General features: G+C 71.0%; 20 protein-coding genes. 11 read left to right on the forward strand and 9 right to left on the reverse strand.

Features of this window, described 5'->3' with window-relative positions:
* Positions 1-125: 125 nt before the first annotated feature.
* The 3 genes from VE614_RS24340 to VE614_RS24350 all read right to left on the reverse strand — a co-directional run bounded on the left by VE614_RS24340 (position 126) and on the right by VE614_RS24350 (position 3,422).
* Complete coding sequence (locus VE614_RS24340; protein WP_324941021.1) at positions 126-1,295, reverse strand: LacI family DNA-binding transcriptional regulator; 1,170 nt, start codon at positions 1,293-1,295, stop codon at positions 126-128.
* Positions 1,296-1,337: 42 nt separating this feature from the next.
* A complete protein-coding gene (locus VE614_RS24345) occupies positions 1,338-2,210 on the reverse strand; it encodes a PfkB family carbohydrate kinase (protein WP_324941024.1) in 873 nt (290 codons plus the stop codon).
* A gap of 210 nt (positions 2,211-2,420) precedes the next feature.
* The gene (locus tag VE614_RS24350) at positions 2,421-3,422 is read right to left on the reverse strand and encodes an SIS domain-containing protein (protein WP_324941027.1); all 1,002 of its coding nucleotides are present in this window, start codon (positions 3,420-3,422) and stop codon (positions 2,421-2,423) included.
* Between the two features lie 360 nt (positions 3,423-3,782).
* On the opposite strand from VE614_RS24350, the gene VE614_RS24355 reads away from it, so the two are divergent.
* From VE614_RS24355 to VE614_RS24370, 4 genes are read left to right on the forward strand one after another with little or no spacing between them, the layout of a single operon-like run.
* Positions 3,783-5,102 carry an ABC transporter substrate-binding protein gene (locus VE614_RS24355; protein ID WP_324941030.1) on the forward strand — a complete coding sequence of 440 codons (1,320 nt, stop codon included), beginning with the start codon at positions 3,783-3,785 and terminating at the stop codon, positions 5,100-5,102.
* 28 nt (positions 5,103-5,130) lie between these two features.
* Positions 5,131-6,018, forward strand: coding sequence for a sugar ABC transporter permease (locus VE614_RS24360; protein ID WP_324941033.1), 888 nt, complete (start codon positions 5,131-5,133; stop codon positions 6,016-6,018).
* The gene (locus tag VE614_RS24365; RefSeq protein WP_324941036.1) at positions 6,012-6,848 is read left to right on the forward strand and encodes a carbohydrate ABC transporter permease; all 837 of its coding nucleotides are present in this window, start codon (positions 6,012-6,014) and stop codon (positions 6,846-6,848) included. Before VE614_RS24360 ends, VE614_RS24365 begins: the two co-directional genes overlap by 7 nt.
* A 29-nt stretch (positions 6,849-6,877) precedes the next feature.
* On the forward strand, positions 6,878-7,729 hold the full coding sequence (locus VE614_RS24370; RefSeq protein WP_324941039.1) for a sugar phosphate isomerase/epimerase family protein: 852 nt from the start codon (positions 6,878-6,880) through the stop codon (positions 7,727-7,729).
* A 646-nt stretch (positions 7,730-8,375) separates the two neighbouring features.
* Here the strand turns inward: VE614_RS24370 and VE614_RS24375 are convergent.
* Positions 8,376-9,362, reverse strand: coding sequence for an aldo/keto reductase (locus VE614_RS24375; protein ID WP_324941042.1), 987 nt, complete (start codon positions 9,360-9,362; stop codon positions 8,376-8,378).
* Positions 9,363-9,566: 204 nt separating this feature from the next.
* Entirely contained in the window at positions 9,567-9,971 is a 405-nt protein-coding gene (locus VE614_RS24380; RefSeq protein WP_324941045.1) for an STAS domain-containing protein, read from the reverse strand.
* 106 nt (positions 9,972-10,077) lie between these two features.
* On the opposite strand from VE614_RS24380, the gene VE614_RS24385 reads away from it, so the two are divergent.
* The 5 genes from VE614_RS24385 to VE614_RS24405 all read left to right on the forward strand — a co-directional run bounded on the left by VE614_RS24385 (position 10,078) and on the right by VE614_RS24405 (position 12,590).
* Positions 10,078-10,407, forward strand: coding sequence for a helix-turn-helix domain-containing protein (locus VE614_RS24385; protein WP_324941049.1), 330 nt, complete (start codon positions 10,078-10,080; stop codon positions 10,405-10,407).
* A gap of 155 nt (positions 10,408-10,562) precedes the next feature.
* A complete protein-coding gene (locus VE614_RS24390) occupies positions 10,563-10,973 on the forward strand; it encodes a hypothetical protein (protein ID WP_324941052.1) in 411 nt (136 codons plus the stop codon).
* A gap of 414 nt (positions 10,974-11,387) precedes the next feature.
* Complete coding sequence (locus VE614_RS24395; protein WP_324941055.1) at positions 11,388-11,603, forward strand: hypothetical protein; 216 nt, start codon at positions 11,388-11,390, stop codon at positions 11,601-11,603.
* A gap of 150 nt (positions 11,604-11,753) precedes the next feature.
* Positions 11,754-11,933, forward strand: coding sequence for a hypothetical protein (locus tag VE614_RS24400; protein WP_324941058.1), 180 nt, complete (start codon positions 11,754-11,756; stop codon positions 11,931-11,933).
* A gap of 243 nt (positions 11,934-12,176) precedes the next feature.
* Positions 12,177-12,590, forward strand: coding sequence for a hypothetical protein (locus VE614_RS24405; protein WP_324941061.1), 414 nt, complete (start codon positions 12,177-12,179; stop codon positions 12,588-12,590).
* A gap of 70 nt (positions 12,591-12,660) precedes the next feature.
* On the opposite strand, the gene VE614_RS24410 is transcribed toward VE614_RS24405, so the two are convergent.
* Both VE614_RS24410 and VE614_RS24415 read right to left on the reverse strand, forming a co-directional pair.
* Entirely contained in the window at positions 12,661-13,848 is a 1,188-nt protein-coding gene (locus tag VE614_RS24410) for a phospholipase D-like domain-containing protein (protein WP_324941063.1), read from the reverse strand.
* A gap of 242 nt (positions 13,849-14,090) precedes the next feature.
* Positions 14,091-16,049, reverse strand: coding sequence for a PA14 domain-containing protein (locus tag VE614_RS24415; RefSeq protein WP_324941067.1), 1,959 nt, complete (start codon positions 16,047-16,049; stop codon positions 14,091-14,093).
* A gap of 438 nt (positions 16,050-16,487) precedes the next feature.
* Between VE614_RS24415 and VE614_RS24420 the strand changes: the two genes are divergently transcribed.
* Both VE614_RS24420 and VE614_RS24425 read left to right on the forward strand, forming a co-directional pair.
* The gene (locus VE614_RS24420) at positions 16,488-17,030 is read left to right on the forward strand and encodes a GNAT family protein (RefSeq protein WP_324941069.1); all 543 of its coding nucleotides are present in this window, start codon (positions 16,488-16,490) and stop codon (positions 17,028-17,030) included.
* A gap of 188 nt (positions 17,031-17,218) precedes the next feature.
* Positions 17,219-17,926, forward strand: coding sequence for an AAA family ATPase (locus tag VE614_RS24425; RefSeq protein ID WP_324941072.1), 708 nt, complete (start codon positions 17,219-17,221; stop codon positions 17,924-17,926).
* A gap of 348 nt (positions 17,927-18,274) precedes the next feature.
* Here VE614_RS24425 and VE614_RS24430 read toward each other — a convergent pair whose 3' ends face one another.
* Positions 18,275-18,964, reverse strand: a complete 690-nt coding sequence (locus VE614_RS24430; protein WP_324941075.1) for an adenosylcobinamide amidohydrolase — start codon at positions 18,962-18,964, stop codon at positions 18,275-18,277.
* Between the two features lie 169 nt (positions 18,965-19,133).
* Entirely contained in the window at positions 19,134-20,006 is an 873-nt protein-coding gene (locus VE614_RS24435; RefSeq protein WP_324941078.1) for a trypsin-like serine protease, read from the reverse strand.
* Between the last annotated feature and the right edge of the window lie 116 nt (positions 20,007-20,122).

Here is a 20,122-nt window from a genome sequence, read left to right on the forward strand (position 1 = left end):
GTCGCCCACTCGTCGGCATCGAACCGCTGCCCGCGGTGGTGCGCCGCGTTCGTCATCCGCCCGGTCGCCGCAGCCGTGTCCGGTCGTCGGCCCAGCCTGACAGCGTGACCGATCCGGCCAACTGGTCAGCCGTACCGACGGGGCCGACGAGAACCGGCCGGCGACCTGCTCTGTCCGTCGCTCACCGGAGCCCTCGGACCGGGGCCGGGCGGCGCAGCCACCGACGAGCGTTCCACGAGGCGGGTGCGCAGTGTGTGCATCTCGCGGCGGGGCTCGGCTCCCGCGAGGACGTCGAGCAGCACCTCGGCGGCCGTGGACCCGAGCTGGTGCACCGGCTGCTCGATCATGGTCAGCGGCGGCGACATGACCGCGGCCCAGGCGCTGTCGTCGAACCCGATCAGGGACACATCACCGGGGCAGGTCAACTCCCGTGCGCGGATCGCGCGCAGCGCGCCGGTGACGCCGTCTGTCTCGGTGCAGAACAGCGCGGTGACACGGTCGGGGAGGTCGAGCATCCGGGCGACCTCCCGGGCCGCCCGTTCCTCCACCTTCGGCCCCACCATCACCAGTTCGGGGTCGAAGGGGATGCCCGCGTCGTCGAGCGCGTCGAGGTATCCGCACAGGCGCTCCCCGTCGGTCCACAGGTTCCGGGAGGCGGCGGCGATCAGTTCCCGCCGGGTCGCGGGAGCCTTGTCCACCGGCGGCCCCCAGACGAATCCGATCCGCCGGTGACCGGCCGCGACGAGCTTCTCGACCGCCTCGCGCGCCGCGTCCCGGTTGTCGATGACCACGGCGTCCAGATCGAGCGAGGGCACCGCGCGGTCGACGAGGACCACCGGAATCCCGCGGTCGAGGGCCGTGCGGATGTGGCCGACCGAGGAGCGGTCGACCGCCGCCGACGCGACGATCATGCCGTCGACGCGCTTGTCGATGAGCACGTTGGCCGCCGCGACCTCCTCGTCGACCCTCTCGTACGTACTGACGACCAGCGTGTCGAATCCGCGGGCGCGGGAGGTGTCGCAGATGCCGCGTACGACTCCCGCGAAGAACGGGTTGCCGATGTCCGCGACGATGACTCCGAGGGTGTGCGTCACCCCTGTCGACATGCTGCGGGCCAGCGCGTTCGCGCGGTAGCCGAGTTTCTCGGCCGCGGCGAGCACCCGCTCCTTCAGCTCCGGGCTGACGTATCCGTATCCGCCGAGCGTGCGGGCGGCGGTCGCCCGGCCGACCCCGGCCTCCGCGGCCACCTCGGAGATCGTCGGGGACGCCGATGGGCGGGGCCGCTCTCCTGACATCGCTCGGTACCTCGCTTCTCGTGATCGACGGCTGTCCACATGCTAGACACAGCCGGTGGGCCGGCCACGGCCGAATGCCGCCTCGGTGAAGCACTGGTCATGGGCGGCCTCCGCCCCGTCGTACAACGCGCGCTCCAGCTGGTGGCGGTCCGGCGGGGTCGGCCGTCGCCAACCCGAGCGCAGCAGCGAGACCACGAAACCGGCGAGGAAGGCGTCACCGCAGCCCATCGTGTCGATGATGGGCGCCCCGTCGTTCAGGGGGCGGGCCGGCGCCGCCACGGTCGTGCGGCCGTCGTGGGCGACGGCGCCCTCGGCGCCGCGGGTGGCGAGGGCGAGGCCGGCGCCGCGCCGCACCGCCTCGGCCAGCAGGTCCCGGGTGGCCGTCTCGTCCAGGTGGGAGCAGGACAGCAGCACGAGGTCGGCGTACGGGCAGACCCGGTCCAGGTAACCGGGTGTGCGGTACTCCTCCTCGCTGGAGAGGTCGAAGGTCGTGAGTGTGTCGAGGCCGGCGAGCTTGGGCAGCTCGCCCTCGCTGCCCGAGTACACGCTGGAGTGCACCACGTCGAAGGAGGAGACGTAGGCGAGCAGGCCGCTGTCGAGGACCAGCGGCTCGCGCACGGTGACGCCGCCTCCGTTCCAGCCGAGGAAGACACGGTCGCCGGAGTCGACCCGCAGGGTGGACACGCCGCTCTCGCCGTCGCGCACGGCGCAGCGGTCGACGGCCACCCCGGTGTCCGCGATGGCCTCGCGCAGGAAGCGGCCGAGGGCGTCGTCGCCGAACACCCCGAGGTAGGCCGCCTCCATGCCGAGGCGTCTGGCGTAGACGGCCACGTTCACGCTGTTGCCGCCCGGGTAGTCGATGCCGCGGTCGACGAACCGGTCGACGATGTTGTCGCCGAAGCCGAGGACTCTCATGGGTTCTCCTGTGCGCTGGCCCGGGACGCCACGGGGCGGGGGCACGGACGGGCGCCCGGCACCGGACTCGGTGCCGGGCGGATGCGGACTGCGGAAGCGGGACGGCGGCCGTGCGCCGGAGTCCTCGGGCGGGACGAGGGCGCCGCGCCGGGTCGCGCCGGCCGCTGCCGCCGGAGTTCTCCCCGATGCGGCAGCGGCCGGCCGCGCGTCTCAGTAGTCCATGACGCGGTAGTAGCGGCGCAGGTCCAGCGAGTGTCCGCGCACCCGCTCCAGGTGCTTGCTGACCCGGCCCATCACGGTGTCGAGCACCAGGGGTGCGAGCAGGCCGCGGAACTCCGGGCTGATGCCGGGCAACGCGTAGTCGCGGGTGTCGAAGACGGTCACGTCACGGGAGACGCGCTTGGCGAAGGCCTCGACCCGGTCGGTCAGGGCGCGCGTCTCGTCCTCGCCCTGGAAGACGAGCACGCTCGTGTCCTCTTCGAGGAGTTCCAGCGAGCCGTGGAAGAACTCGGCGCTGTGCACCCGGGTGGTGCGCAGCCATTGCATCTCCTCGAGGATGCACATGGAGTACAGGTAGGTGAACCCCCACAGGTTTCCGCCGCCGACGAGGAAGTGGTAGTCCGTGTCCTTGTGGGCCTCGGCGAATGCGGCGGCCGTCGGCTCGGCCTGCCGGGCCACGTCGAGGAGGATGCCGGGCAGTCCGGCGAGTTCGCCGGCGAGCTTCTCGTACCCGTCGAACTCGCCCCGGCGTGCGAGCAACCGGCCCATGAACAGCAGCATCTGCGGGTCGAAGGGCCAGGCCTTCGGCTCGGAGACGAGGGCCACGTCCACGCTCCGCGCGACGGGGGACTCGGCGTAGCCCGTGAACGCGACGGTGCGAGCCCCCTTCGCCTTGCAGTACTCGATGGCCCGGAGGCTGTCCTCGGTGGTGCCCGACACCGAGGTGAAGACGGCGACCGAGCGCTCGCCGAGCGTCGCCTCGGCGCCGGTGACCAGCTCCGCGGCGATGACGGCGTGGACGGGCAGCGTCGAGATGCGGCGTGCGAGCCGCTCGTACGGCCACATCTGGGCGTAGGTGCCGCCGGCGCCGACGAGGAAGAGGTTGTCGAAGCCTTCGTCCGTGAGGCGGTCGGCGAGTTCCTCGATCCGGGGGCGCAGGGCCACCGTGCTCGCCAGCTGGGAGAGGAATTCCGGCTCGTCGAATCCGAGCATCTTCGCGTCCTTTCGGGAACGGGTGCGGCCGGCGGCGCTGAGCGACCTGATACCGGTATCACGCGGGCCACACGCTGACACAGCGCACCGGCGGCGTCAACAGCGGTGCGCGGCCCATCGGTTCGCAACCTGCTCGGCAGTCGCCGTTGACCTGCACGTTTCTTCACCCGAAGAAAGCGAAGCACCCCGAGGGCCGACCCACCCCCGCGCTTTTGCACAGAAGATCTTCACTCTCACCCTGGTACCGGTATCAGATTCTCTGTACAGTCGCCGCACGCCAGCGGCCGTCTCCCGGACACCCGCAGCGGATCCGACGTGCCCGCGCCTTCGGCGGGCCCTCCCATCGACGAAAGGACGCCCATGCGCGTACGTGCACTGACGCGGTCCGCGGCACTCCTCGGGGCCTCGGCACTCGTCCTCACCGGCTGCTTCGCCGGACCGGCGAAGGGTCCCGCGGCCGACGTGACCGCGAAGCCGGAGTACTCCGGCACCCTGAGCGTCCTCACCAAGTTCGCGGGCGAACCCCTGGAGCCGTACTTCGAGGACCTCGCGGCCGCGTACGAGCGCAAGCACCCGAAGGTGAACGTCGAACTGATCCAGGAGACCGACCAGAGCATCAAGGACAAGACGAAGACGCTCACCGCGTCCGACGCCCTGCCCGACATCTACTTCACCTGGACGGGCAACTGGGCGGAGAACTTCATCCGCGGAGGCCGCGCGGCGGACCTCACCAAGGTGATCGGCCCCGGCACCGCGTGGGGCAGGACCTTCGGCGGGCCGGCCCTGTCGGCGTTCGCCCGCGACGGCCGCTACTACGGCGTCCCGCTGTACAACAACGGCAAGTTCATGGGCTACAACAAGTCCGCCTTCGACAAGGCCGGCGTCGACGTGCCGAAGACCTTCGAAGAGCTGATCGCCACCTGCCCGGACCTGCGCAAGGCCGGCTACGAGCCCATCGCCTTCGGCAACAAGGACGGCTGGCCCGCCCTGCACTACCTCCAGCAGCTCTTCGCCCACAACGTGCCGGCCGAGGTCCGCGAGGCCGACTACGACCCGAGGACCGCCACCTGGGACGACCCGGGCTACCTGGTCGCGCTGGGGCAGTTCAGGACCCTGGTGTCCGGCTGCACCGACACCGGCCGCGGCACCAACGGCGTCCTCTACACCTCGGCGCAGGAGGCGTTCGGGCAGGGCAAGGCCGCCATGTACTACCAGGAGATCCTGGAGTTCGACAGCACCACGTCCGGCGGCACACTCAAGCCCGAGGACCTGGGTATCTTCCCGCTGCCCGCCGCCGCGCGGGCCAAGGGGGACCCGAAGGTCGTCGAAGGGGCACCCGAGGGCTATTTCGTCAACGCACGGTCGCCGCGGGCGGCTCTCGCCGTCGACTTCATGAAGTTCGTGACGAGCACCCCCAACGCGAAGACCCTGTCCGCACCGCCCTACGGCCAGCCGAGCACCGTGGTCGGCGCGGTGACGCCGCAGACGTCCAGCAAGGCCGTCCAGGAGGGCATCGCCCTGGTCAACGAGGCCCCGCGACTGGCGGGCTGGCTGGACATGGTCACCGCGCCGGAAGTCGCCGACGCGTGGCTGGCCGGTGGCGAGGCCCTCATCAGCGGCAGCAAGTCGCCCGAGCAGGTCATGGACAGCGTGCGCCGGGCCTCCGACTCCGCCCAGTGACCGGCGCGGGCTGAAGGGAATCAATCCGGTGCGCACTCTGTACCGAAGAGCAGCCGGGCTGGTGTGGATCGTACCGGCCCTCGTCCTGCTCGCGGTCTTCGTCTATCTCCCGCTCGTCCAGAACTTCGGGTACTCCACGCTGACGTGGGACATCTACAGCGGCAGCCAGGAGTTCGTCGGCCTGGACAACTACCGCGACCTGTTCGGTGACCCGGTCTTCTGGACCTCCTTCACCAACAACCTCTGGTACGCCCTGCTGTCGGTCGTCTTCCAGGTCTTCGGTGCCCTGCTGCTCGCCGCACTCGTCGAGAGCATCCGCAGTACGCGGTGGCAACGCGCCCTCCGGACGATCTACTTCATCCCCTCGGCGATCTCCCTGACCGTCGCGGGACTGCTCTTCTACTTCGTCTACGAGCCCAACCTGGGCCTGCTCAACCACGTCTTGGAGGCGGTCGCGCCCGGCACGTTCGACCACGCCTGGCTGGGCCAGGAGAGCACCGCGATGACGGCGGTCATCGCGATGAGCCAGTGGCAGGGCTTCGGCTACTCGACGCTGCTGTTCGCCGTCGCCATCCAGCGCATCCCCGCGGAGCTCTACGAGGCGGCCGCCCTGGACGGCGTCGGGCCGGTCCGCCGCTTCTTCCAGGTGACGCTCCCGCTCGTCCGGGAGATGACCGGCCTCATGGTCATGGTCACCGTGTCGGGTGCCTTCCAGGTGTTCAACGAGGTCATGGTGATGACCAGCGGCGGACCCGACAACTCGACCCACGTGCTCGGTACGTGGCTGTACCGCAACGGATTCGTACGCAACGACTTCGGCTACGCCGCGGCCATCGGCACGGTGATCTTCGTGATCACCCTCACGATCGCGATGGCGCAGCTGTGGTTCACCCGCAGAAGAAGGGTGGAATGGTGAGCCGTCTCGGCTTCCTCGGCGTGCTCGCGCGCCTGTTCATGTGGGCCTTCCTGCTGAGTCTCGCGGTGGTGGTGCTCTATCCGCTCCTGTGGATGGTGCTGAACGGGTTCAAGACCAACGCCGAGCTCTTCGGCAACCCCTTCGCGCTTCCCACCGACCTCAGCTTCGGCAACTACCGCGACGCGTGGAACCGCGGCGTCAGCGACTACCTCGCGACCAGCCTCCTCGTCACCGTGACGTCCACCGTCGCGACCGTCTTCATCAGCGCCTGGGCGGCGTACGGACTGACGCGGGTGGACATCCCGCTCAACAAGGTGCTCACCGCCGTCATCCTCGGCGGCCTCATGCTGACCCCGACCGTCGCCCTGGTCCCGCTGGTGCGGATGTTCCAGTCGCTCGGTCTGTACAACAGCTTCTGGGCGCTGCTCATCCTGTACACGGCCTTCCGCGTCCCCTTCACCACCTTCCTCATCCGCGCCTACATGATCGACCTGCCGCGCGAGGTGGACGAGGCGGCACAGCTCGACGGGGCCGGCCGCTGGACGGCGTTCTGGCGGATCATCCTGCCCATGTGCAAGCCCATCATCACCTCGACCGTCCTGCTGCACGTGCTCTTCGCCTGGAACGAGTACCTGTTCGCCATGGTGTTCACCAACGGCAGCGACGTGCAGACCCTGCCGGTCGGCCTGACGAGCCTGATGAGCAAGCACGGCACGGACTTCCCCGTCGTGTTCGCCGGCATGGTGATCGCCGCGGTCCCCGTCGTGCTCCTGTTCCTCTTCGGCCAGCGCTACATCGTCAAGGGACTGGCCGACGGCATCGGCAAGTGAACGACTCCCCGCCACGAAAGGAGAACCGCGTGCCGATCGCCCGTCCGCCGCGGCTGACCGGATCCAACTTCGCCTACCAGCACCTGCCGTTCGACACGTTCCTGGACGACGCGGTCGCCCTCGGCCGCGAGAGACTCGAACTGTGGGGCGTCGCGCCGCACCTGCACATTCCGCAGGTCGGCACCGGGGAGGCACGCGACCTGCGCCGCCGCATCGAGGCACGTGGCCTCTCGGTGTACTGCCTCACGCCCGAGCAGGTGATGTACCCCGTCAACGTGGCCTCCCCGGCGGGCTGGCTGCGCGCGCAGAGCATCGCCATGTTCCGCCGGGCGGCCGAACTCTGCGCCGAACTCGGCGCCGAGAAGCTGCTGCTGACGCCCGGCCGGGGCGGCGAGGACGAGCCCGTGGACGCCGCCTGGCGCCGCTCGGTCGACGCGATCGGTGACATCGCCGCCTATGCGGACAGGCTGGGCGTGACATGCGTACTCGAACCGCTCCAGCGCGTCGAGTCGAACCTGGTCAACGACTCGCGCACGCTGGCCGCGATGCTCGACGAGATCGACGCCGACCGGCTCGGGGCAGTGCTCGACACGGTGACGATGGCCGTGGCCGGTGAAGCCGTCGACGACGCCTTCGCCGCGCTCGGCGACCGTATCCGCCATGTGCACCTGATCGACGGCCGTCCCATGGGGCACCTGGCCTGGGGCGACGGCGAACTGCCCCTGTGCGACTACCTCCAGGCCCTCGAACGGCACGGCTACGACGGCTGGATGACCTTCGAGCTGTTCGGCGACGGCTCGTACGCGCTCGATCCGCAGGCGGCGGTGGAGCGGTGCGACGCGGCGGTACGCGAGTGCGTCGGCACCGGTCCCGGGCAGTGACGGCGCGAGCCGGCAGCGCCGCCTGTCGAGGCCGCCCGACGGCTCGGCGGATCAGGTCCCCACGCTCTCGGGGCCGAGGCCGCGCAGGACGTGCGTGGCGGCCCGTTCACGGTACGCCGGGCCGGTGACGAGCAGCTCGTCGTGCGGCCCGAGGCCACCGTGCGGCCGTCTTCGAGGACGACGATCCGGTCGGCGTGCCGCACGGTGGCGAGACGGTGGGTGATGACGAGGGCCGCGCAGTGCCGGGTGGCCGCGCTCAGCGCCTGGGTCAGCACCGTCTCGTCGACGGCGTCCAGGTGCGAGGTGTGCTGGTCGGCGCAGACGTGAAGAAACCCCGCCGCTGGTCGGCCAGGGGCGGGGTTCTCGTGCGGAGCGCCGGGCAGGCCTTGCACCTGCATTTCCCCGCAGGAAGCGGGGTGTCTTTCCTTAGACGACCAACGCCGGAGGACAGCCGCCGCAGCGGACCGTCTCGCAAGATCCACTATAGGGCAGTTCCGTCCGCGGCGCACCCCGGGCCGCACCCCGCCGACCGTTCGGGACCGGCTCACCGGGCGGGGAACCCCTCCGGAGCGAGTCGGGAAGGCCTTGCGGGGCGCGGCGAGCGCGGCCTGGCCGGGACCCTCGCCTCGGGTTCCCCGTCGTGGGGTCAGCGGTTGACGAAGGTGAGGCTGGCCGCGTCGTAGCGGGTGCCCGCGACATGCTCGGTCGGGGCGGCGGCCTCGACGGCGGCGAGGTCCTCGGGGGACAACTCGACCGTCAGGGCCGCGAGGTTCTCCTCCAGGTACTGCTGCCGCCGGGTGCCGGGGATCGGCACCACGTCGTCGCCCCGGTGCTGCACCCAGGCCAGGGCGAGCTGGCCGGCGGTGACCTTCTTGGCCTCGGCCAGCTCGTTCAGCTTGGCCACGATCGCCAGGTTGCGTTCGAGGTTGCCGTCGGCGAAACGCGGCTGGCCTCGCCGCACGTCGTTCTGCGCCATCCCCTCGACGGACCGGTAGCGGCCGGTCAGGAAACCGCGCCCGAGCGGGGAGAACGGGACGATGCCGATGCCGAGTTCGCGGCAGACCGGGACGATCTCCGCCTCCAGGTCGCGGGTCCACAGCGACCACTCGCTCTGCAGCGCGGCGATCGGGTGCACGGCGTGCGCCCGCCGGATGGTCTGCGCGCCGGCCTCGGACAGCCCGATGTGACGGACCTTGCCCGCCTGCACCAACTCGGCCATCGCGCCGACGGTTTCCTCGATGGGCACCCGCGGATCGACCCGGTGCTGGTAGTAGAGGTCGATGTGGTCGACTCCGAGACGACGCAGCGATGCCTCGCACGCCTCGCGCACATAGGCGGCGTCACCGCGGATCAGGGTGGGCTCGCCCAGGCGGTTGGCGAAGCCGAACTTCGTGGCCAGTACCACCTCGTCGCGCCGCCCGCTGATCGCCCGTCCGATCAACTCCTCGTTGTGCCCGAAGCCGTAGAAGTCGGAGGTGTCCAGGAGGCTCACCCCGAGGTCGAGGGCATGACGCAACGTCGCGATCGACTGCGCGTCGTCCGTGGCGCCGTAACCGTGGCTCATTCCCATGCAGCCCAGGCCCTGGGCGGAGACCGCCAGCGCGCCGAGGTGCCGGGTGGGGATCGTGGTCATACTGCTGCTCCTGGGCTCGTCGCGAGGTCTGCTGCCCAAGACGCTAGAGATTAGAGCGCGCTCCATGTCAAACGGATCGACGTCGCCCGTGACCATGACCAGCGGAGCGCCGGGTCCGTGACGGATACGCCAGGGCGTCCACCAGGTCAGCGCTCGGGGGCCAGGGAGGGTGGTCAGGGCTGCGCCGACCGCTCGGACCGTCGCTCAGGAGACGGCGGCTTCGTCCACCGTCTCTCGGATCACCAGAACGGTGTCGACTCCGGTGATGGCGCACAGTCGCTGAAGCTGCCGCGACGGCGCAGCCACGCGCAGGGCGCCTGTTTGGTGGGTGAGGATCAGCAGGTTCAGGAGCGTGGAGTCGGCGAAGGTGATGGCGGAGGCGTCCAGAACCACCTTCGGATGCTTTCTGACCGCGGCTCCCAGCGCATCCGCCAGAGGCGTGATCGAGTGGATGTCGTAGGAGCCGTGCGCGGCGACGACCCAGGCACCGCGCCATTCGTACTGAATCACCGCGGCCCCTTCCGGGGCGTGCTCGGTGGCCTGCTCCGGCACCGGCTTCCCACCGACGTCGCTCATCAGCCTTGGCATGACGGCCTCATCCCAGGACACCTCGGGCTCCTTCTGTGACTCTCCCCCGCGGAAGCAGGTCAGATGTTACACGAAAACTATGTCATGCATCCGGGTTCAGGCAACGACGTCTTCTAGAATGCGGTGCATGGTTGGAGTGCCCGAATCTCACACCGGATGGACGTTCATCACCAGCCACGCGCGCGTACTGGCGACCATCGCCGACAATCCGCACGTCCGGATCCGTGACATCGCTGCCCGCTGCCGACTCACGGAGCGCGCCGTGGCGCGGATCATCTCCGATCTCGAACGGGACGGTTACCTCTCCCACACCCGGGACGGGCGAACGAACACCTACCGCATAGAGCCGGGCAAGGTGCTGCGCCACCCGGCCGAAGCCGGCCTCTCCGTGGCCTCCCTGCTCTCCCTGCTCGTACAGGACGAGACCGAACGCGTCAGGGAACCGGTCGCCCAGTAGTGCCGCTCGCCCACCCGATGGCCGGATTTCGGCGGCCACTTCCAGGTGTGCGCGGATCGAGCCGCCGCTTCCGGCCGGACGCCGAGCGGGGTGAGGGGGAACCGGGCCGGGACCGCACTTGACCTCAACCATGATTGAGGGAGAACGGTTGTGCCATGACCACTTGGGACGACACGATCCTCCTCTTCCGGAACACCATGCGCATCACCGAGGGGCATGTGGAGGGGTTCCGCCTTGCCATCGCCCGAGCTGTGGCGTTCGCAGAGCAGCACGGGCCGCAGTTGATGGTGCAGACCTTCTTGGACGAGGAGCGGATGCTTGCCCACAGCTTCCAGCTCTACCGGGACTCCGACGCGGTCCGCACGCACTGGAAGCTGGCGGACCCGTACATCCAAGAGGTGATGAGGCACTGCCGGGTGGAGCGCTTCGAGGTGTTCGGTGAGCCGGATGCCGATGTGGTGGCGGGCGTGCGTGCGGCGCTCGGTGAGCAGTGTGCGCCTACGTTCAGCCCGCGAATCGCCGGCTACGTCCGCTTCGCCACGGCGCCCCAGGCCCGGCCCCGGTGAAGCGCGGCCGGGCCGCCACCCGGCAGTTGCCAGGCCTGACAGGCAGCCTGCCGCCAGCCCGACGGCAGCGGACAGCCTCCCCGGATACGAGCGCACTGGCGGAAGCGGAGAGCGTTCCGGTCACCGCCCCGCCCTCATGGTGGCCGGCCCGCTCCCCGCCCGGCCAGTGACCGGGCCTCAGCGCCCGCCTGGCAGCTCCGTGCTTCTGTGGGATCGCCAGTGCGGTCAGCGTCACACCGCCCGCCGTCGCGAGCACACCGGCAGCGAGGAATGCGTAGTTCCCGTCGCCGGCGCCGGCCGCCAGAACGCCGCGTCTGGTCTACGGCGCACGGCCACGGCCGCCCCCGCGACGTCGCCTACCTCGACCGGCCCTTTCGGCGGGCGGCTCCGAGCGTCTGGCCACACCCTGGTGGCATGGCCTCCGATCAGCCTGTCACCGTGTATCCGCCGGACGAGTCCGGCGGCCGGCGGGTACGCGCGGGCGGGGCCATCCTGGGGCTGGCGTACTCGGTGCAGGACATCGCCCGGCTCATGCAGGAGGCCGGACTCCACCACTGGGACGAGATGGACGTGGTCCGCAGCGCGCTGATCGAGTGGCGCGGGGGCGGCCCCGACGTCTGGACGCGCTGAGTCGACGACGGCCGTGGCGCCCTCCCCTGCCGGAGAGATCTGGAAACACGAGACGACGGCAGCGCAATGAGAGACAGTTGAGGTGCAACAGACTTGCCGTTCTCCGACCCACTGCGGCTCGGAATGGCCCGGGGAGGGCTGCCACCGGCCATGTCGCCGATCGGCGTCGGCAACGTGCTGCGCGACGTCTGCCCCGGAGCCCTCTCCCGGTGGGTCAACCAGCCGCCGGGAGCGAGGAGTTCGTCACTCGCCGACGAACTCCAGCAGAGCCTGCGCCTCCTCCTGGAGGGCATGGCCTTCACGACGGCTCCCGCCTCGGCGTCCCGCTGATCCTTCTCCGACCTCTCGCCGGCCGGCCGATGCGCGGGGACGCGTGGGCGGTGCGGAGAAGGGTAGCCGGTGCGTCGTCGGCCCACAGGCGGGTGCCGGAGTGTCTGCCGAGGGAGGGACCGAGCATGGCGGTGACGGCGGGTATCGGGCGGGCCGCCTCGAGCGGCAGCGACGGCGACGAAGCCGCCTTGACCGGCTCCATGCGCTGTACGACCACTGACGTCAGAAGAAGGAGAGTCCGCGGTGACGGAAAGCCCGAACCAGGCTGCTGACGAGACCACTGCTCCCGCCGTCGACACACACCTGGAGATCCTGCTGCGACTGGTCGAGGCCCAGCCCGATGCCAGGATGGCGATCTGCCTGACCACCCCGGGCGGCATCATCGGTGGACACCTGGTCGCCGCCCGGTCGTGGGCGGAGCGCTGGGAGGATGCGGTGCGGGAGTCCGGCGTGACCCAGCAGGCCGCGCCGATGGCGCAGCTGCCGCAGATGGTGCAGGCGGCACAACCGCACGGCGACGCCTCGGACCGAGGCCTGCACCGGTTCCTTCACCTGGTGGACGTCACCTTCATGTCCGTTCCCGGCGCTCCCACCTCACCGGTGTGGCGCGGACGGGTCAGTGACATCTGCGGATGGTCGCTGGGCGCTCCGTCCTGACCGCCGCCCGCGGCCGAGGCCGGTGCCGCCCAACCGCTCGCCCGCCGCGTCCTGCGACCTGCCCGCCGGTTCACAGGAACCGGCGGATGGGCAGGACGGCCGTCTCCCGCAGGCGCTGCAGGGCGGCGCGGCGCTTCCAGCGCGCCGGATCGATGGCGGTGCTGCGTTCGAGGTCGGCGTCGAAGTCCCGGTCCAGGCCGGCGGTGAACTCCTGGTCCAGGACGGCGAGCATGACTTCCTCGTCGTGGTCCATGGAGCGCCGGTTGAAGTTGGTGGATCCGGTCAGCGAGGCGACGCCGTCCACGGTGATGATCTTGGCGTGCATCATGGTCGGCTGGTACTGGTGGATCTCCACGCCCGCGCCCAGCAGGCGGGCGTAATGGTACTGGCCGGCCAGTCGGCAGGCCCGCTGGTCGGTGTGCGGTCCGGGCAGCAGGATCTCCACCCGCACTCCGCGCTGTGCGGTCGCGCACAGCAGGTCGACGAAGTAGGTGTCCGGCGCGAAGTAGGCGGTGGCCAGGCGGAAGCGCTGCTCGGCGGAGGTGAGCATGACCCGGATGAGGGTCTGCATGTCCTGCCAGCCGAAGCTGGCGGAGCCGCGCACGACCTGGACGATGGAAGACCCGGGCTGGGCATGTTCGGTGAACCGGTCCCGGTCGTCGTAGAGCTCGTCGTGGGATTCGGCCCAGTTCTGGGCGAAGGCCGCGGCGATGCCGTCCACGGCGGGGCCGCGCACCCGGACGTGGGTGTCGCGCCACTCACCGGGGTTGCGGGCGTCGCCGCACCACTCCTCGGCGATACCGACGCCACCGGTGAAGGCCGTGTGCTCGTCGACGACGAGCGCCTTGCGGTGGCAGCGGTGATTCTGCTTGAACGGCGACAACCACAGCGGTTTGCGGAACCAGGCGAGCTGCACCCCGGCGGCGTCCATCTCGTCCAGGAGGCCTTTCTCTATCTCCTTCGCGCCGAAGCCGTCCAGCAGCAGCCGTACCCGCACCCCGGCCCGGGCCCGGTCGGCCAGGGCGGCGGCGAAATCGCGTGCTATCTGCCCGCGCCAGTACACGAACGTCATCATGTCGATCGTGTGCTCGGCCGCCCGGATCGCTTCCAGCATGGCGGGAAAGATCTCATCGCCGTTACGCAGTGCGACGAGGTCGTTCCCCTCCGTGGCGGCGACGCCGATCAGCCGTTCCAGGCGGCGGCGCAGCCGCTGGATGCCGGCCTGGTCGACGCCGGAGCGCTGTTCAGCGAGGGTCATGCGCGGTCCTTAATCGGGATAGCGTGCCTGCTCGGGTACGGCCTTGCGGACATCGCCGGGCGCCCGGGAGTGTATCCCGACACCCGACACCCGACACCCGACACCCGACACCCGACACCCGACACCCGACACCCGACACCCGGCTCCCCGGCTCCGTCTCGTCCAGCTCCCAGTGGTGCCGGCACCCGTCACGCCGACAGGGGGCCGGAGGTCGTGCCTCCGGCCCCCTTGGCGTTTCCGGATCAGGTGCCGGGTGTGGCCGAGACCTCCGGCGACAGCTCCGACTCCAGGCCGGCCGCGTTGACCACGGACACGGCGAAGTAGTACGGACGGCCGTACTCCGGGGTCCGCACCCACAGGTCGGTGTTGGGCGTCGTGTGGACGTTCTCGGCGTTGTCCTTGGTGACGCCGGGCTGTGTGGAGACGTAGACGCGGTATCCGGTGATCGCCGGGTCTCCCGGGCCGATCGGCACGGCGGCCCAGACCAGGTGGACCTGCGTGGCGGTGGCGTCGACCTCGTACACCGTCGTGGACGGGGGTGGCTGCGGCGCGCTCACCGTCGGCAGCACCGGGGCGGAGGCGGGGGACCGTACGTCATACGCGGAGTGGGCGACGACGGCGTAGCGGTAGTCGCGCTCGTCGGCGGCGACCGTGCGCTCCAGGGACTTGGCGGTGGTGGTGGCGTAGACGTTCGCCGGGTCGCCGGTGTCCACGGTGGCGCTGCGCGAGCGGTACACGGTGTAGCCGGAGACCGGGACGTAGCCGCCCTGGTCCCACAGGAGGGTGAGGTGGTCACCGACGATCCGGGCCAGGCCGACGGAGGGCGCCTTGGGCGCGGCGTTCGGGCCGACCGACCGGGCGGCGGTCACCCGCGCCGACGCCGACTCGTTGCCGGCCGCGTCCACGGCGGTCACGTAGTAGGTGTAGGGCTGCCCGGGGTCGCCCGTGATGTCGCGGTGGTTCCAGGTGGTCGTGGTGCCGAGCCGGGTTCGCGGGCCGGCCGACGACGAGGCCCGGTAGACGGAGTAGCGCACGGTGTCCGGGTTGCTGCCGGACCAGCCCAGGGTGACCCCCGTGTCGTCCTGGGAGACCGCTTCCAGGTTGTTCGGCGCGGGAGGCGCGACGGTGTCACGGGTCGCCCACACGACGGACGAGTACGCCGACGCGTTCCCGGCCGCGTCCAGTGCGCGCACCTTGTAGGCGGCGGGAACGTCGACCGGGGCGTCCAGGTCGGTGTACGCGGTTTCCCGGACCGTGGCGATCCGTTCGTAGGGGCCGCTCTCGGCGGTCGCGCGGGCCACCTCGTAGGAGACCGCGCCCGCCACGGCGGTCCAGGCCAGCGAGTTGAAGTCCCGGCCCGGGGTCGCCGCCGGGTTCCGCGGGGCCCCGGGCGCGGTGCGGTCGGCGGTGGTCACGCCCTGGTCAGCGGTGCCCTTCGACGTGTTGCCGGCCTTGTCGTGGGCGCGGATCTCGTAGTAGTACGTCGCGCCGGTCGCCGGCAGGGTGGTGTCGGTGTAGGACGTGGCGGTGGTCGTGGTGAGCTTCGTCCAGGTGCTGGTGCCCTTGAGCCGGCGGTGGACGCCGTACCCCGCGAGGTCCATCTCCATGTTCCTGGACCAGGTGAGCTTCGCCTTGTTGGTGGCGGAGTCGTAGGTGACCTTGGCGCCGGTGGGGGTGAGGGGGGCGACCTTGTCGACGGTGGCGCCGGTGCGCGGCGCGTAGGCGAACTTGACGTTGGCGGTGCCGGTCCAGTTGACGAAGTCGACGCGCAGGGTGTGCTTGCCGGACGGGATCGTGACGTTGACCGTCTTGCCGACCGTCGTCGAGACGTTCTTCCACAGGTCGATCTTGCGGACGCCGTCGAGGTAGACGCGGACACCGTCCTGCGCGGCGGCGGAGAAGGTGAACGGGCCGCCGGAGCCGAAGTCGCGGGTGACGGTCCAGCGGACGCCGAAGTCGTTGCCGGGCAGCCCGGTGGCGGGGGCTCCGGTGCCCCAGTTCTGGCTGATGGCGCTGTCGCAGTCGGTCTTCTTCGGCGTGCCGGCGAACGTGGTGTTCGCGAAGAACTGCCGCGTGAAGACGGGGGAGGCACAACTCGTCGCGGCGGCGGCGGGCGCGGCCACGGCGGTGAGCAGGCCGCCCGCGGTGGCGAGCACGACCGTGGTGGAGAGAGCGACGGTCGAGTGTCTGGCTGGGTTCATGCGGTCCTCTGATCGAGATGTGCGGGAACGAAGGCACGGAAGCCGTCGCAGAGGTCCGACTGATCCGGAATGCGTTTGGTTGTACGGCACTTGGCGCACACCTCGCTCGGCGTCCCGGGCCACATCGGCACTGGCGTCGGCCGCGATTCCACGTGGTGCCGCGCCGCGGACGGGCCCGCCGCCCGCGGTTCGAAGGCCGTGCCGCCAGCCGCCCGGAGTCACCATCAGCGTCACCCCCTTCGGCGGACCGAAAGGGGAACGACACCCTCCGGTCCTCCCCTCCGGTCCTCCCCTCCGGTCCTCCCCTCCGGCATACACCCTCCCGCACAACCGACCCGCCCGCTGGGACACCACTGGAGACGACCCCATGGTCGCGTCCGCAACGGCAGAAGCCTTATTGGTTTGCCGCCGGCCGGCCCGGTCGGATAGGAAGCTCGCATGCTTGAAGGCAGCAAGGTCGGGCTCAGAGCCCGGCACGAGGACGACATCCCGGTCCTGCGGGCCGAGCTCTACGACGACGTGGTCAACGCCGCGCGGGCCGAAGGCGGGCCGTGGCGGCCGATCACGCCCGGCTCGAAGGATCCGCGGCTCGTGGTGGACGAGAAGAACCAAGGGCTCGTCCAGTTCTCCGTGGTGGAGCTGAACGGCGGCACGCTGGCCGGCACCGCGACGCTGTGGGGCATCGACAACCACAACCGGTCCGCGCACATCGGGCTGGGGCTGCTGCCGTCCTGCCGCGGAAAGGGCTACGGCACCGATGTGGTCGCGGTGCTGTGCCACTACGGTTTCGTCGTACGCGGCCTGCAGCGGCTGCAGATCGAGACGCTGTCGGACAACGCCGCGATGCTGCGCTCCGCCGAGCGCAACGGCTTCGTCCGCGAGGGCGTGCTGCGCTCCTCGGCCTGGGTGATGGGCGAGTTCCTGGACGAGGTGCTGCTCGGGCTCCTCGCCGAGGAGTGGAAGCAGGCGTCGAAGGGCTAGGCAGCCGTGTCATGCAGACCTTCGACGTCCGCTCGGCCCCGGGCCAGGAGCCGGTCGTCTACCACGCCGAGCCCGCCCCCCCCCAGCAGCGAGGCGCTCACCCTGCTCGGCTCACTGACCGCGACCTCCCGTCGGGCGTCCGAGTCGGCGGGCGGCGCGGCCGACGCGCTCTGTGAGAGACTCTCCAGGTGATCATCGAACGTGCGTACGCATCCGGAGGTGGCCGGGACGACGGGGAGTGGCCATGGTCCGTGCCCTGCGTGCGTCAGCTCCTGGCAGAGGGACTGCGCTTCACCAGGCCGGTGACCTTTCTCGTCGGTGAGAACGGCTCCGGCAAATCGACTCTGGTCGAGGCCCTCGCGGAAGGGTTCGGCCTGGATTCCTGGGGTGGCTCGCACGACTGGCGTTACGCCAGCCACCGGCCCACATCGGTGCTGGGCGAACGACTGCGCTTCGACGCCGCGCCGCGGGGCCGTTCCATGCTGGGCAGCTGGTCCGCCCGCAAGGGCTTCTTCCTGCGCGCCGAGACCGCGTTGGACGCGCCGGACCGGGAAGGGTTCGCGCCCGATTCGCTCAGCCACGGAGAGGGCTTCCTCGCCGCGTTCCGAGGCAAGTTCCACCAGCCGGGGCTGTATGTGATGGACGAGCCGGAGGCCGCGCTGTCCTTCGCCTCCTGCCTGGAACTGCTCGGCCATGTCGATCAGCTGGTGAAGGCCGGCGGCCAGGTCGTCTGCGCCACCCACTCGCCGCTGCTGACCGCGCTGCCGGGTGCGGACGTCATCGAGGTCGGCGAGCACGGCATGCGCCGCGTCGCGTGGGACGAGCTGGCCCTCGTCGACCACTGGCGCCGCTATCTCGCCGACCCGCGGTCCTACCTGCGGCACATCCTCGACTAGCGGCAGCCGGCACACACGGCAGGGGTCGTTCCCGCCCGGCAGGACCAACACTTGCGGCGCGCCCCCGGCGGGCAGATCTGCACCGGCGAGTACGACCGCTTCGCAACGCCGTGCGCGACGTGAGAGCGGCCGGCCAGGCCCTCGCTCCCGGCCGCAGCACCGCCGGCGAGGCCGCCCGGGGCAGCCTCGGCATCGTCCGGCTCACCTCGGCCGAGCGCGCCGGCCTGCCGGCCACAGCGACACCGGTACCCGTGAGTGGGAGGAGTTCGGCCCGCTGCGACGCGGCGGCCTCACCGCGGACCGGAGGTCCGGCACCACCGCCGGGGTACGCGGCGAAGCGATCGTGCGTCACATGGAGCCGAGGCTAGGCCGGGCGGCGGCGCGTACGGCGCGGTGGACGGCGCGTGCCACACGCGCACCCCACACCGAACGGGGACCGGCGAACCCATGGACCTCGTCGCCGCCGCCCGGCGTCCGGGCGGCGACGCACACCGCGTCCGTGGGAGTCCCGGAGCAGTCGTACCCGGCACCGAGCAACGCCTGCACCTTGGCCTCGGTGGCGGTGGCCACGGCGTTCACCAGCGCCGCGTCGGTCAGCGCCACCGGAACCGCGACCACGATGTTGATCGTGCCCGGCGCCGCGGTGGCCGTACCCTCCGCCGGGGAGGCGGCCCAGCCGCGCACCCCGAGCCCCGCCGTGACGACCGCTTCCACACCGCCGTCGCACGCGTGACCGTACGCCCGGACGTCGGCGGCCGTCATCAGCCCCACTCCCGGCCCGCGCACACCGGCATCGCGTGCCATCTCGGCGAGGTGCCGGTCCGGGTCGGTGCGCCGGTAGCCGTGCGACACCTGGGCGTTGAGAACCCAGGAGCGATCCCCGATCCCCCCGCCGAGCACGGCGCTGCTGATCATCCGCCAGCCGTCGCCCGCGCGCCACAGCAGACTGTGCAGCCGCTCGCCGCTCTCGACGCGGGTCAGCTGCCGCACCCGCGGCAGACCGATGGCAGGGCGGGGCGGGGGCAGCACGGCGGTCACCGGACGGGTACTCCTTGCGAGGCGGGGACCGGTTGATCCTACGCCGCGGCGTCCCGGCCGCGAGGAAGCGGCCGGGGCCGGCAGATCCGCCCCGCAGCACCGTGCGCCGCGCCGGGGCACCCCGCGGGCGCGGCCCACCACCGGCACGCGGCCCGGAGTACTTCGGCGTCTACGGCAGTTCGACGTACGGGGCCAGGAAGTCGCGCGCGCCCGCGGTGTCCAGGCGGTACGTGACATTGGTGGCGTAGCACGGGCTGTCGCCGGTGATGGTCGTCGACGCGAGGACGCGCTTGCCGCCGATGACGGCGAAGTTGGGTCCGCCCGAGTCGCCGTAGCAGGCACCGCCGTTGCCCTGCGGTGCGGTCATGGCGAGGCGCACCCAGGCGTCGTTGAGGGCGTGGAAGCCCACCGGTGCCTTCATCCGGACGCCGCCGCCCGGGTGGGTGTGGCCGCCCGGTCCGCGTACGGCCTCCTGGGTGCCGTATCCGGCGACGACCCAGTCGGTGGAGTCGAGCCGCTGTGGTCCGAGCGCGCCGAGCTGGTCCGCGCTCGGCAGCGTGGCGGGCGTGAAGGACCAGCGGGCCTTCATCTTCGCGGCGGGCAGTTCGACGACAGAGATGTCGTGCGTGTCGGCGGCCGGGCCGGGGTAGCCGGGGTGGCTGCGGGCCGTGCCCTCGACGGCTACGGCTCCGGCCTGGGCGGCGGGGTCGCCGGGGTACTTCTTCGCGGCGGCGTCCAGTCCGGCCTGGACGTCCTGGTCGAGGGAGACGTGGAACCGTACGTTGTCCGGCCAGTCCGTCGTGCAGTGGGCGGCCGTCAGGAACGTGTCCGCGTCGATCATGGTGCCGGAGCAGACCCAGTCGACCCGGTCCGGGGTGGCCGGATCGCCGTCGTCGTCCCAGGTGGCCACGAGGGCGCCGACCTCGGTGCGTTCGGGGGCGGGGGCCGCGTTGTAGGAGTTGATCCCGGACGAGGGCAACGCCGTGGCGAGGACGGTGGCGCAGGCGGCCGCGGTGACGGCGGTGGCGCGTATGGCGGTCAAGAAGGACCCCTTCGCTGGGTGTGGATCGGGTGTTCCTCCTGTGGGGGTGGGTGCATTGAAGCGCCTGTGATCGCGTGCGGCAAGACCATGGGCCGGACACCCGGGGGGCGTTCGGC

The sequence above is a fragment of the Streptomyces sp. genome (genome assembly GCF_035645055.1).
GTDB lineage: Bacteria > Actinomycetota > Actinomycetes > Streptomycetales > Streptomycetaceae > Streptomyces.